Source organism: Stenotrophomonas sp. C-A (genome assembly GCF_054030835.1).
The window spans coordinates 3,346,204-3,359,198 of record NZ_CM132916.1 but is presented as its reverse complement, the minus strand read 5'-3'; the positions used below and the strand labels follow the sequence as shown (position 1 = coordinate 3,359,198).

The 12,995-nt window shown below is 67.5% G+C and carries 13 protein-coding genes; 5 read left to right on the top strand and 8 right to left on the bottom strand.

Translation table 11 applies throughout. The features are described 5' to 3' along the window. Nucleotides 1-35 precede the first annotated feature (35 nt). Nucleotides 36-623, bottom strand: coding sequence for a ribosome biogenesis factor YjgA (gene yjgA / locus ACW5IY_RS15830; protein WP_049437338.1), 588 nt, complete (start codon nucleotides 621-623; stop codon nucleotides 36-38). Between the two features lie 68 nt (nucleotides 624-691). Here yjgA and pmbA point away from each other — a divergent pair, with 68 nt between their 5' ends. Beyond that, nucleotides 692-2,059 (top strand): metalloprotease PmbA, encoded by a 1,368-nt coding sequence (pmbA, locus tag ACW5IY_RS15825; protein WP_010482969.1) that lies wholly within the window; start codon nucleotides 692-694, stop codon nucleotides 2,057-2,059. Nucleotides 2,060-2,146: 87 nt separating this feature from the next. Next, nucleotides 2,147-2,518, top strand: a complete 372-nt coding sequence (locus ACW5IY_RS15820) for a DUF4870 domain-containing protein (protein ID WP_010482972.1) — start codon at nucleotides 2,147-2,149, stop codon at nucleotides 2,516-2,518. 85 nt (nucleotides 2,519-2,603) lie between these two features. On the opposite strand, the gene ACW5IY_RS15815 is transcribed toward ACW5IY_RS15820, so the two are convergent. From ACW5IY_RS15815 to ACW5IY_RS15795, 5 genes are all read right to left on the bottom strand, one after another. Then, nucleotides 2,604-3,482 (bottom strand): polyprenyl synthetase family protein, encoded by an 879-nt coding sequence (locus ACW5IY_RS15815; protein ID WP_005410523.1) that lies wholly within the window; start codon nucleotides 3,480-3,482, stop codon nucleotides 2,604-2,606. After that, nucleotides 3,472-3,732, bottom strand: coding sequence for an exodeoxyribonuclease VII small subunit (locus ACW5IY_RS15810; RefSeq protein WP_010482975.1), 261 nt, complete (start codon nucleotides 3,730-3,732; stop codon nucleotides 3,472-3,474). The genes ACW5IY_RS15815 and ACW5IY_RS15810 overlap by 11 nt, the downstream gene beginning before the upstream one ends. 36 nt (nucleotides 3,733-3,768) lie before the next feature. After that, entirely contained in the window at nucleotides 3,769-5,055 is a 1,287-nt protein-coding gene (gene tilS, locus ACW5IY_RS15805) for a tRNA lysidine(34) synthetase TilS (RefSeq protein ID WP_049437336.1), read from the bottom strand. Between the two features lie 556 nt (nucleotides 5,056-5,611). Next, complete coding sequence (locus ACW5IY_RS15800) at nucleotides 5,612-6,157, bottom strand: WG repeat-containing protein (protein WP_049436809.1); 546 nt, start codon at nucleotides 6,155-6,157, stop codon at nucleotides 5,612-5,614. Beyond that, entirely contained in the window at nucleotides 6,154-7,860 is a 1,707-nt protein-coding gene (locus ACW5IY_RS15795; RefSeq protein ID WP_049436808.1) for an alkaline phosphatase, read from the bottom strand. Before ACW5IY_RS15795 ends, ACW5IY_RS15800 begins: the two co-directional genes overlap by 4 nt. A 154-nt stretch (nucleotides 7,861-8,014) precedes the next feature. Between ACW5IY_RS15795 and ACW5IY_RS15790 the strand changes: the two genes are divergently transcribed. Further along, the gene (locus tag ACW5IY_RS15790; protein WP_049409184.1) at nucleotides 8,015-9,349 is read left to right on the top strand and encodes a dicarboxylate/amino acid:cation symporter; all 1,335 of its coding nucleotides are present in this window, start codon (nucleotides 8,015-8,017) and stop codon (nucleotides 9,347-9,349) included. A gap of 259 nt (nucleotides 9,350-9,608) precedes the next feature. Here the strand turns inward: ACW5IY_RS15790 and ACW5IY_RS15785 are convergent, their stop codons facing one another. Beyond that, nucleotides 9,609-10,385, bottom strand: a complete 777-nt coding sequence (locus tag ACW5IY_RS15785) for a C40 family peptidase (RefSeq protein WP_049436807.1) — start codon at nucleotides 10,383-10,385, stop codon at nucleotides 9,609-9,611. A gap of 131 nt (nucleotides 10,386-10,516) precedes the next feature. Beyond that, nucleotides 10,517-11,095 (bottom strand): C40 family peptidase, encoded by a 579-nt coding sequence (locus ACW5IY_RS15780; protein WP_065428014.1) that lies wholly within the window; start codon nucleotides 11,093-11,095, stop codon nucleotides 10,517-10,519. Between the two features lie 73 nt (nucleotides 11,096-11,168). Between ACW5IY_RS15780 and ACW5IY_RS15775 the strand changes: the two genes are divergently transcribed. Continuing rightward, nucleotides 11,169-11,651: an FKBP-type peptidyl-prolyl cis-trans isomerase gene (locus ACW5IY_RS15775; RefSeq protein WP_049436806.1), complete on the top strand. Its 483-nt coding sequence runs from the start codon at nucleotides 11,169-11,171 to the stop codon at nucleotides 11,649-11,651. Nucleotides 11,652-11,750: 99 nt separating this feature from the next. Next, complete coding sequence (locus ACW5IY_RS15770; RefSeq protein ID WP_049436805.1) at nucleotides 11,751-12,995, top strand: DUF418 domain-containing protein; 1,245 nt, start codon at nucleotides 11,751-11,753, stop codon at nucleotides 12,993-12,995.

The following is a 12,995-nucleotide window of genomic DNA, read 5'->3' as shown; positions in this document are numbered from 1 at the left end:
CGATGGCCAGCGCCACCGCCCCGACCGGCGCGGACTCAGCCCTCGTCGGCCTCGTCGGTCTCGACGTGGCCAGCGTCTTCGCCGCTGGCCTTCAGGCCCAGCGCCGCCGGCAGCATCAGCGCGCGCAGCACCTGGTAGATCTCGCGGTAGGCGCGCGGCGGCTTGTTCTTCGCCTTCTCGGCCTGCGCGTTGCGCACCAGCGTGCGCAGCTGCTGGCGGTCGGCCTGCGGGTAATCGTCCAGCAGGGCGGCCAGCGCCTTGTCACCTTCGGCCAGCAGGCGCTCGCGCCAGTCTTCCACGCGGTGCATCATCGCCACTTCGCGGCGGCCGGTTTCGCTGTTGGCGTCCAGCGCATCGCGGATCGCATCCAGCGTGGCGTCTTCTTCGCGGCGCATGTGCTTGGCCAGGAACGCCAGCTGGCGTTTGTGGGCGATGTGGGCGGTGATGCGCTTGCACTCGGCGATGTGCGGCAGCAGGTCTTCCGGAATCGGCAGGCGCGCCAGCTGGGCCGGGGTCAACGACACCAGCTTCTCGCCCAGGGCCAGGACGTCGAGCGCATCGCGCCGGTTCTGGCTGCGGCTCTTGTCGTGGAATTCACCGGTTTCTTCGTCGCGTCCGCGCATCGTTCCTACCTGATCTCAAAAAAAGTCGCCCGGCGTGATGCCGGGCCCAACCCGTACAGGATAAAGCATTGAACGTGATCGCCCCTGAAGTCGCTGTCGGCGACGACAGCCCGGCCCGGCTGGAACGGCTGGCCGACCTTTCCCAGCAGCTGCTCGACCGTGCCCGGGCGCTGGGCGCCAGCCAGGCCGAGGTCAGCTGCAGCGAGGACCGTGGCCTGGAGGTCAATGTCCGCCTTGGCGAGGTTGAGACCGTGCAGTCCACCCGTGACCGCGGTATCGCCGTCACCGTCTATTTCGGCCAACGCAAGGGCAGCGCCAGCACCGGCGACCTGAACGAGGCCAGCCTTGCCGCCACGGTCGAGCAGGCCTGCGCGATCGCCCGCCATACCGAGGACGACCCGGCCGCCGGCCTGGCCGAGGCGGCGCTGATGGCGACCGACTTCCCCGACCTGGACAGCTGGCATCCCTGGGCGCTGCAGGCCGACGAGGCGGTGGACCTGGCCCTGGCCTGCGAGAACGCAGGTCGTGAGGCCGATGCGCAGATCCGCAACTCCGACGGCGCCTCGGTGTCGAGCATGCAGAGCCTGTCGGTGTACGCCAATTCGCATGGCTTTTTCGGCCGTGAGCGTGGCACCCATCATTCGGTGGGCTGTGCGCTGATCGCCGGCCAGGGCGATGGCATGCAGCGCGATGGCTGGTACACCAGCGCGCTGGCCCGCGAGGACCTTGAGGAGGTGGGCCTGGTCGGTCGTCGTGCCGCCGAGCGTACCGTTGCCCGCCTGCAGCCTCGCTCGATGGCCACCGGCAGCATGCCGGTGCTGTTCGCCCCGGAAGTCGCGCGCAGCCTGGTCGGTCACCTGCTGTCGGCGGTGTCCGGCGGTGCCCTGTACCGCCAAGCCAGCTTCCTGCTGGACAGCGTTGGCCAGCAGCTGTTCCCGGACTGGATGCAGATCGAGGAACTGCCCCACCTGCGCCGTGGCCTGCGCTCGGCCGCCTTCGACGGTGACGGCGTGGCCACCCGTGCTTCGGCCCTGGTCCGTGACGGCGTGCTGCAGCGCTATGTGCTGGGCAGCTACTCGGCGCGCAAGCTGGGCCTGCAGACCACCGCCAATGCCGGTGGCGTGCACAACCTGCAACTGGCCGCCAACGCGGGCTCCCTGCAGGAGATCGCCCGCCAGATGGGCGATGGCCTGCTGGTGACCGAGCTGATGGGGCAGGGCGTGAACGGGGTGACCGGCGACTACTCGCGCGGTGCCGGCGGCTTCCGCGTCGAGAATGGCGAGATCCAGTACCCGGTGGATGGCATCACCATCGCCGGCAACCTGCGCGAGATGTTCAGCAGCATCGAAGCGGTTGGCAGCGACGTCGACCCGCGCTCGCACATCCGGACCGGTTCGATCCTGCTGGGGCGGATGACCATCGCCGGTAATGATTGATGGCGTCGATGGCGTAAGCTATGCCCGCCTGACGCAACCAGCTTGGTGCTGGTGGGTCAAGACCACCCAATGAAAAGGAGTTTTGTCGTGAGCGAATTCGATAACGTCCCGCCGCCGCCGGCCACCACCGACGTGCCGGCCGACCAGCGCACCATGGCCCTGGCTGCCCACCTGCTGGGCATCTTCACCGGCTTCATCGGCGCGCTGATCATCTGGCTGATCAACAAGGACGATGCTGGCAAGGCCTTCGTGACCGACCAGGCCAAGGAAGCCCTGAACTTCCAGATCACCGTGACCATCGCCATGGTGATCAGCATGATTCTGACCATCGTGATCATCGGCGTCTTCCTGGCCCCGATCGTCGGCATCATCAGCCTGGTGTTCAGCATCATCGCAGCGGTCAAGGCCAACAACGGCGAAGCCTATCGCTACCCGTTCGCGCTGCGCCTGATCAAGTAATACCGGCTGCATGCGGAACTGAAAACGCCCGGCATTGCCGGGCGTTTTCATGTGCGGGGAGCGACGGGCGGTGCCCGGCGAGCAATCAATGATCGCGTTCGACCGCCAGCGTCGCCAGCGCACGCAGCGCATCGGCTTCCTCGCCATACCCGGCCAGGATCGATTGCATGCGTGCAGCGAGTTCGTGCAGCTGGGCCTTTGCGCCGTCCATACCGAGCAGGGCGGGGAAGGTGCTCTTGTCCTGAGCCTGGTCCTTGCCGGCGGTCTTGCCCAACTGCTCGGAACTGGCCTCGACATCGAGGATGTCGTCGCGTACCTGGAAGGCCAGGCCGAGTGCATCGGCGAAGCTGTCCAGCTGGGCCAGCTGCGGTTCGTGGGCCTGGCCGCACAGCGCGCCCATGCGCACTGCCGCACGGATCAGCGCGCCGGTCTTCAGCGCGTGCATGCGGGTCAATGCCGCCAGCGTCTGCTGCTGGCCGGTGGCATCGATATCCAGCGCCTGGCCGCCGCACATGCCGGACGCGCCGGAGGCGTGGGCCAGGGTCTGCAGGCAGGCCACGCGCAAGGTGGCTGGCAGCGGCGCATCGGCGAGCAGGCCAAAGGCACGGGTCTGCAGCGCGTCGCCTGCCAGGATCGCGGTGGCTTCATCGAAGGCGATGTGGGTGGTCGGCTTGCCGCGGCGCAACGCGTCGTCATCCATCGCCGGCAGGTCGTCATGCACCAGCGAGTAGGCGTGGATGAGTTCGACGGACATGGCCGCCGCATCCAGGCTTTCCGGCTGCGCACCGAACAGGTGGCCACTGGCGTAGACCAGCAGAGGGCGCATGCGCTTGCCACCGCCCAGCACCGAATAGCGCATGGCCTGGTGCAGGCGCTGCGGCGCTTCGGCAGGCGAGGGCAGAGCGGCGTCGAGCTGGCTTTCGATACGGTCGCGCCAGCGCGCGAACAGAACCTCAGCCGTCATGGCTGGGCGGATCGAAGGGTTCGGCTGCTTCCGGCTGCGCCGGATCGCTGAGCAGGCGCACGCGCAGTTCGGCCTGCTCCAGCGCCTGCTGGCACTGGCGATACAGACCGACGCCACGTTCGTAAGCACTGAGCGAGGCTTCCAGGCTCAGCTCGCCGGTTTCCATCTGCTCCACCAGCTGTTCCAGCGATTCGAGCGACTGCTCGAACTGGGCGACCGGGGAGGCGTTTTCGGGGGACTTCTTGGCCATGTGGCAAGTGTGGACGGGCCGCGCGCGGGGGTCAATTCACCAGCCGCCGGGACGCCACTGCAGCTGTGCCTGGTGGGCCTGCAACCAGGCCTGCAGTGGCGCGGAGATGACCACGTCGGCGGCTGCCAGCAACTGCGGGCCATCAAAGATCAGCGGCAGCTGCGCGCGTCGCCAGGGGGCGAGATGTTCGCGTTGCAGGCAGTCCTTCAATGCGTGCGAATGCTGGCGACCGGGCAGCAGGATGCGCTCACCGCCCACGCGTGCACGGACCTGCAGTGGGCGCTCGAAGGCGGCGGCGCCCTGCAGCCGCAGCTGGCCGCCATCGGGCAGCGGCAGGGGGGCATGCCCATCCCATTCGGCCTGCCACGCGCGGGGCAGCGATGGCAGCTGCGCGGGTAGCAGGTAGGCGTGGTCGCGCCATTGCTGGATCGCGTGATCGTGCCAGCGTACCCGCGCCTGGCGATCGTTGCCGGCCGGCAGCAGTTCGTCCAGGCCCTGCTGCAGCACCGTGGCCGGCAGTGGGGCGGCACCATGGCCGATCACCCAGGCGCGCAGCACGCGCGCGGCGCGTCCCGGTGACACCTGACGCAGCAACTGCAGCGACAGCACGCGCGGTGCCACTTCCAGGTGCGCGATCAGTTCGGCATCTTCCTCATCCAGCAGTTCGCGGGTCTGCCGGCAATGCAGGGCGCTGCCGGCCAACGCGGCGGCGGCGTGCGGCCAGCGCTGGCGCAACAGTGGCAGTACCTGCAGGCGCAGGAAGTTGCGATCGGCGTGGTCTTCGGCGTTGCTGGGATCCTCGATCCAACGCAGCGCGTGTTGCCGGGCATAGTCGAGCAGTGCGGTGCGCGGTGCGTGCAGCAAGGGACGCCACAGGCGGTGCGTACCGAGCTGACTGTCATCGGCCATCGCGGCAAGGCCATCGACACCGGAGCCGCGCAGCGCGCGCAGCAGGAAGGTCTCGGCCTGATCGTCCTGGTGCTGTGCCAGTGCCAGTGTTTCGCCTTCGCGCAGTTCAGCAGTGAACGCTGCACGTCGTGCTTCGCGCGCTGCGCCTTCGAGGCCCAGGCCTGTGGTGTCGTCGATCTGTACGTGGCGCACGGCCAGCTCGACGCCCAGTGCTGCGCACTGCTGCTGGCAATGCCGTACCCAGTCGTCGGCTGCTGGCTGCAGACCATGGTGTACGTGCACCGCACGCAGCGCGGTGCCGGCGGCCTGGGCGCAGCGCCACAGCCAATGCAGCAGCACGGTTGAGTCGACACCGCCGCTGTAGCCCACCAGTAGCGGCGCATCCAGCGGAACGAGGGCAGGGAAGGCAGTCACGTCGGCAAGTATAGGGTGGGGTTTACGTGGCAGGGCTGCGCCCTGCACCTGCAGAGGCCACGGCCACGGCAAGAGCCGAAGCAACAGCAGAAGCTGGTTTCCTGAGGGATGGCGGGGTGGGTCCGGTTGCGGGGGCCGCTGCAAGTACGTCCATGTAAGCTCGGTCGCCGCATCCATGCGGCTCACGCCCCCGCAACCGGACCCACCCCGCCTTCGACAGTTGGCCGCGTTCTGTCGGAGCACGGGGTAATTGCTCTTGGGGTCAGATCCGTTTTCCGAAGGAAAACGGATCTGACCCCGGATTCAACTCGATATCTGCCAGATTTCATCCACGCGTGGCGTGGATCTACTGGGCGCCGGAAAACTGTCGAAGGCGGGGCACTGTGGGTTTGCGGGGTGTGAGCCGCATGGATGCGGCGACCAAGGCTACATGGACGTACTTGCGCCGTCCCCGCAAACCCACAGTGCCCCGCCATCCCACGGAATGCACGCTGTTGCTGTTGCTTCCGCCGTTGCCGTTGGGTCTGCAGGTGCAGGGCGCAGCCCTGCCGAAAACCTACTTCACCCGACGACCCGAGCGGTCGATCCGGAACCACTCTCCGCCTTCCATCGGCGTGTGGCCATCGGCATCCGGCGTGCCGCGACGGCAGCCGTTGCAGACCTCGGCCACGCCGTCGCGGAACGGCCAGGCGAAATCGAAGGTGCCTGGCACCACCTGGCGGAACTTCAGGTCGAAATAGCCGATGCGATTACCGACGCGGCCGCGCAGCAGGCCTTCTTCCGGTATCTCCGGGCCGTTGTCCCAGGTCAGCACGGGCAGGCTGCGGCCCATGCGGTCGACGTAGTGGAAACCCTGGTCGGCATACACCACGGCCAAGCCGTGGTCATCAAAGTTCAGGTCTTTCAGGGTGTCCGGCTGGATCTTCGGCCGGTGGTCGACCACTTCGCAGTTGGGCAGCGGCCACAACCCGTGTTCGTCGGTCAGCAGCTTGCACGCCGGTGCCTGCGCCAGCGCGTTGGCACTGGCCAGCACGCCGAGCAGGGCCAGCGACCGCGCGAAGCGGCCGCTGGCAGGCGCAGGGCGGGCCTGCCGTGCGATCACTTGGCCTCGGCCTTGCGTTCGAAGGCCGTCGGCGCCGGCAGCTGCACCGGCACGCCCTTGTCGTCGCAGGTGCCGGCCTGGCACAGGCGCTCGCGCAGGGCCGGGGTGGCCTGCACGATCATGTGGTAGATCGCGTTCTGTTCCAGCGTGCCGCGGATCGCCTTGCTGCCCGGGCCGCGTGCCCAGATGCCGACGTCTTCACCGCCGTGCGACTCGGACTTCATCGGCACCAGTGCTTCCTGCATGTAGTCCGGATGCTCGGTGTCGACCTCGCGCAGGTTCGGGCGGCCGTTGGCCGGTTCGAAGCTGCTCGGGTTGTGCGGGTAGCGCTTCGGGCCGGCCGGCTGCTGGTTGCTGCTGCCGGTATGGCCCGGGCCATTGGCGTAGCTCAACGTGGTGTACGGCTGGCCGGTGCCGTCCAGCGCGTAATCCAGCTTGCCGGCGCCATCTTCGCCACCCTTGTCCTTCACCTTGCCCAGGATCGGGTTGCCGCGTGCCGGGTAGCCGACGAAGTTCAGCGTGTGCGAGTGGTCGGCGGTGACGATGATCAGGGTGTCGTCGGCCGAGGTCAGTTCGTTGGCCACGCGCACTGCATCGGACAGGGCCACGGTCTCGGTCAGTGCACGGTAGGCGTTGCCGCTGTGGTTGGCGTGGTCGATGCGCGCGCCTTCGATCATCAGCACGTAGCCTTCCTGGTGCTTCGACAGATTCCTGATCGCCGCAGCCGTCAGTTCGGCCAGGCTCGGCTCACCGCCCGGATCCTGCGGTCGCTCGTACTCGTAGCGCATGTGGTCCGGCTCGAACAGGCCAAGGATGGCCGGCGCATTGGCGGCGGCGGCCAGCTGCTTGCTGTTCCAGACGTAGGCGCCCTGCGGATGGGCCCGCTGCCATTCCTGCACCAGGCTGCGGCCATCCAGGCGCTGGCCGACCTTGTCGTCGTACTCCGGATCGCGCTCTTCCACGGTGGTGAATTCTCCGCGGCCACCGCCGAGGGCGACCAGCGGGCCGCGACCATAGCGCGAGGTCGACAGCAGCTGCTGGGCGATGTCCTTGCAGCCGGCGGCCTTGGCCGCGTCGGTCAGGTCGGTGTCGTTCTCCCAGTTGCGCTCGGGCGAGTGCGCGTAGGTGGCGGCCGGGGTGGCATGGGTCAGGCGCGCGGTGGATACCACGCCGGTAGCCAGGCCGGCGCTGTCGGCCAGCTGCAGCCAGGTCAGCAGGCCCTTGGACAGGCTGTCGGCACAATCGGTGCGGCTGCCGGCACTGACGCCGATCGCGCCCATGTGGGTCTTCACGCCGGTGGTGATGGCGGTCATGGTGCCGGCCGAATCCGGGGTCTGCGAATCGGTGTTGTAGGTCTTGCTGAACGCCGTGGCCGGGAAGCGTTCCCAGGACAGCAGGTTCTCTTCACCGGAGCCGCCCTTCTGCTGGCCCTCGTAGATGCGCGAGGCGGCCACCGTGGTCAGGCTCATGCCGTCACCGAGGAACAGGATGACGTTCTTGGCCTTGCCAGACATCGCGCCGTTGGCGGCGGCCTGGGCGGCGCCACTGCGGTACCACCACTGCGGTGTCTCACCGGCCGGGTGGGCGACGGGGTCGACGGCGACCTTCAGGCCGGCCGGAGCGGACGCGGGGGCGGTGCTGGCGCAGGCGCCCAGCAGCAGGGTGGTGGCGCAGGCGGCCAACAGGGAGACGGAACGGCGCATGGACGCTGGGATCTCACAAACTGTAACGGGACGTTCATTATGCCCGCCCTCGCAAGGCACGCCGATGACACACTGATTTGCCGGCCGGGCGGTCGTTCTGCGGGCCGCCTTGGGCTATCGTGCCAATATCCCTTCCTTCCCCTCTGGATTGCCTATGAAGCTGGTCTCTGCCTGGCTGCGGATTCCATTCTGGCAGCGCGTGGTCGGTGGCTTCGTGCTCGGCGCGCTGGCCGGCTGGGCGCTCGGCCCGGCCGCGGAAACGTGGTTCGGCCCGCTCGGCGAGCTGTACGTCACCCTGATCAAGATGATCGCCGTGCCGCTGGTGTTCTTCGCGGTCATCAACGCGATCTCGTCGCTGCACGGGCAGAAGTCGGTCGCCGCGCTCAGTGGCCGCACCTTCCTGTGGTTCGTGATCACCGCCGCGCTGGCGGTGTGCGTGGGCCTGGCCGTAGGCACGGTGCTGCAGCCCGGCGCCGGTGGCCTGCAGTTGTCGATGGCCAGCAACTACGTGCCGCGCGAAGTGCCCAGCGTGGTGCAGGTGCTGCTGGACGTGGTGCCGGCCAATGTCTTCTATGCGCTGTCCGGTATCGGCACCAAGGTCAATGCCGCCGGTGAAACCGTGCTGGCCGCGGGCCGTGGCTCGATCCTGCCGGTGATCTTCTTTGCTGGTCTGGTCGGTTTCGCCATCGTCAAGCTGGGCGAGAAGGTGACCGAGGCGCGCAAGCTGGTCGGCCAGATGAGCGACATCATGATCCAGGTGACCCGCTTCGTGCTGGAAGTCACCCCGATCGGCACCTTCGGCCTGATCGCTGGCCTGGTCGGCAGCTACGGCTTCGAGAAGCTGCTGCCGCTGGGTCATTTCGTGCTGGCGCTGTACGTGGCCTGCGCCCTGCACATCGTGGTGGTCTACAGCGCGCTGCTGCTGGCGCACGGCCTGAACCCACTGAAGTTCTTCCGTGGCGCCGCGCCGGGCATGCAGGTGGCGTTTGTCAGCTCGTCCAGCTTCGCCGCGATGCCGGTGGCGCTGCGTTCGATCACCCACAACCTGGGTGTGAACAAGGACTACGGTTCGTTCGCGGTGCCGCTGGGCGCCAGCATCAAGATGGATGGCTGCGGCGCGATCTACCCTGCGCTGTGCGCGGTGTTCATTTCGCAGTACAGCGGTGTGCCGCTGACCCCGGAACAGTACGTGGTGGTGCTGATCGCCTCGGTGCTGGGCAGCTTCGGTACCGCCGGCGTGCCGGGTACTGCGGTGATCATGGCCACGGTGGTGCTGAGCGCGGCCAACCTGCCGCTGGAGACCATCGGCTACCTGTATGCCATCGACCGCATCCTGGACATGATGCGCACGATGACGAATGTGACGGGCCAGATGCTGGTGCCCGTGATCGTGGCCAAGGAGACCGGGCTGCTCGATCAGGCGGTGTATGACAATCCGTCCAGCAATGTCGGGGTGGACGATCCGGACCCGACGCCGCCACGCGCCTGAGGTTGCGTGGAGATGAAAGGCCCGCCCAGACCGGCGGGCCTTTTGTTTGGGAGATGGCCGACGCGGTGCCGGCCAAGGTGGGCCCCTGGTAGATCCATGCCATGCGTGGATGGAGGCAGTGCCGACCAACGGTCGGCACCCACCAGGGCAGGCGGCGCTGTGCCGACCAAGGTCGGCCCCTACCGGGGGCGCAAACAAAAAAGCCGCTGCAGGGCAGCGGCTTCTCGCATCAGGCGGCGCGGAGGCGCCAGCGGGTGTGTCAGAGGTCGACCCGGCGGGCCTGCATGAACTTGTTGCCCCAGTAGCCGCTGAGCAGGGTGTCCACGCGGACGTCCTTGCCCGAGCTGGGCGCGTGCAGGAAGCGGCCATCGCCGACATAGATGCCGACGTGGTCGACGCGGCCCTTGCGGCCGAAGAAGACCAGGTCACCCGCCGCCAGCGCGGTACGGTCGTTGATCAGCTCGGCGTTGTCGTCGTGGGCCATTTCGCGCGAGACGCGCGGCAGCTCGATGCCCAGCGCCGAACGGAACACATAGCCGACCAGGCCGCTGCAATCGAAGCCGCTGTCCGGGTTGCTGCCACCCCAACGGTACGGGGTGCCCAGCAGGGTCATCGCGCGGCGCAGCAGCGACTGCACCTTGCCGTTATCGGCGGCGGTGCCGACAACGCTGCCATTGGCGGCGCTGCTGGTGTCGTAGTTGGCGAGCAGGCGGCTGAGGTCACCGGCCACCACGGCCGAGCGGTCCATCAGCGGAATGGTGTCGTTGGCGGCCAGGTGCGGCAGCAGGGCGGCCAGCGTGGCGCTGGCGGCGGCGTCGACGCGGCTGCGCTGCGGAGCGGCAGCCTCGGCCTTGGCGGCCGGTCGGGCGGTGCTCTCGGCCACCGGGGCCGGGGTCACATCGGAGGAACGGTTCGGAGCGGTCTGCGACCAGGCCGGAAGGCTGGTCAGACAGAGTGCCAGGCCAAGCAACAGGGGGCGGGCACTACGTGAAGATACGGAAGTCTGGCCTTCGCTTTTCAGGTCGTCAGTCGTCACGCGTCGGTCACAGGAAAAAAACGATGGGGCATCATGCCCTGTAAAAGCGCGGATAAGTTAAAAATTCCGTTAGTAATTCGTTAGTTGCATGGTGATATCCGTCACAGTTTTGAACATATCGCCTGTTCATTTTAGCGAAGGACGCGTTTCGCCCCTGTGTAGTGGTCTTTCCAGTAGGGACCGCTGAGCGAGTCGAGGCGTACCGTGCCGCCGGTGCTCGGCGCGTGCACGAAGCGCCCTTCACCCACATAAATACCGACATGGGTGACGCTGCCGCGGCTGCCGAAGAACACCAGGTCGCCGGTGGCCAGGCGCTGCGGGTCGATCTTCGGGCCCTGTACCGCCGCCAGGTCGCGCGAGGTGCGGGGCAGTTTCAGGTCCAGCATCTCGCGATAGACATAGGCCACCAGGCCGCTGCAGTCGAAGCCGGAATCCGGGGTGTTGCCGCCGTAGCGGTAGGGCGTGCCGACCAGGCTGATGGCCCGCATCAGTACCGAGTTGGCCGCCTCGGGGTTGTCCGGCACGGTCTTGGGCCAGTTCGCCGTCGGCGGGGGGGGCGCGGGGCGGGTGGCCTTGCCGCCGCCGCAGGCGGTCATCAGCACGGGCAGGGCCAGCAGCAGGGCCGGGGCGAGGAGCCGGCGCAGGCCGGACGAAACTGGCGTGATGTGCATGATCTCCGGATAATGCGCCACCTTAGGATTGGCCGTCATGATGGCGGCGTCCCCGCCGGGCGACAACCCGCCCCAACCCGCCTGCCTTCGGCAGATCCAGACAGAGTTGCGCATGAAGATCGAAAAAGACCGCGTTGTCCGCTTCCACTACACCGTTTCCGAAGCCGGCCAGGAGCCGATCGAATCGTCCAAGGACCGCGGCGAGCCGCTGGCGATCCTGATCGGCCACGGCAACATCATCCCGGGCCTGGAAAACGCCATGATGGACAAGGAAGCCGGCGCGACCTTCAGCGTCGACGTCACTGCTGCCGATGCCTACGGCGAGCGCCGCGAGGGCCTGTCCCAGCGCGTGCCGAAGAAGCACTTCGGCAACACCAAGCTGGCCCCGGGCCAGCAGGTCGTGCTGCAGACCAACTTCGGCCCGCGTGCGGTGACCGTGCAGAAGGTCGGCATGAGCGTCGTCGACGTCGACCTGAACCACCCGATGGCTGGCAAGGACCTGCATTTCGACGTCGAAATCGTTGACGTGCGCGAAGCCGGCAAGGAAGAGATCGACCACGGCCACGTCCACGGCGACGGCGGCCACCACCACTGATCGCAGCGCGATCGTGATGGCAGCAACGGCCCGCTTCGGCGGGCCGTTGCGTTTCTGGAACACGACGCGGCCATCCATGGCATGCGGGCCAGCGGCATAATGGCGGACCTGCCTGACGGATGCCCCGTGAACGCCGCTTCTCCTTCCCTGCAGCCGATGGCTTCCGGCGAACGCATCGCCATACTGGACGTGCTGCGCGGTGCGGCGTTGCTGGGCATCCTGCTGATGAACATCGAGGCCTTCAGCGGACCGCTGGATCTGGCCTTCACCGGCATCGACACGCACTGGCAGGGCATCGACTACTGGGCTGATGCGTTCGTTTACGTGTTCGTGCAGGGCAAGTTCTTCACCCTGTTCTCATTGCTGTTCGGCGCCGGCTTCGCGGTGATGGCGCAGCGCGCCGAGGCCGCCGGGCGCGACTTCACCCCGTTCTACCTGCGCCGCAGCGCTGGTCTGTTGCTGATCGGCCTGTGCCACGCGCTGCTGGTCTGGTCCGGTGACATCCTGGTGATGTATGCGCTGATCTCGCTTCCGTTGCTGGCCTGCCGCGAGGCACCACGCGGCTGGTTGCCATGGATGGGCGTGATCGTCTATCTGGGCGGCGTGGCCATGATGCTGCTGGTCGGCGCGATGGTGTCGATGGCTTCGGCGGAAGACCTGCAGAAGATGCTCGCCGACGCGCAGCAGAGCATCGATCTGCAGCGCCTGGTGTACGGGCACGGCAGCTGGATGCAGGCCAATGCGCAGCGGCTGAGCGAGTTCGGCACGTCGATGGGCGCGCTGCTGATCACCGGCCCGGAGGTGCTGGGCATGTTCCTGATCGGCAGCTGGTTTGCCGGCAGTGGCGCGCTGGCGGCACCGGAGCGCTTCCCGCGCCTGTACGCGACGCTGCGCTGGATTGCGTTGCCGTTGGGCCTGCTGGTCACGTTGATCGGTGTTGCCTGGAAACCCTACCTGGCACCGGGTGCCTACAATCTGCCGGTGACCGCCGCAATGGCACTGGTGACGATCGGTGGCCTGCCGATGTGCCTGGGCTACCTGGCGTGGATCGTGCATTGGCGTGCGCGGTTGGCCTGGCTGGCACCGGTCGGGCGCATGGCGTTGACCCACTACCTGGGCCAGTCGCTGCTGTGCACCTGGTTGTTCTACCACTACGGCCTGGGCGCGTTCGAAATGATGCCACGCAGCGTGCAGCTGCTGTTCGCACTGTTGTTGTTTGCCGTGCAGGTGGCCCTTTCGCACGCCTGGTTGCGCCACTTCCGTTTCGGGCCCATGGAATGGTTGTGGCGCGCCATGACCTACCGGCAGTGGCCGCCGATGCGGCGCGAGGCCGGGCAGGGCTGA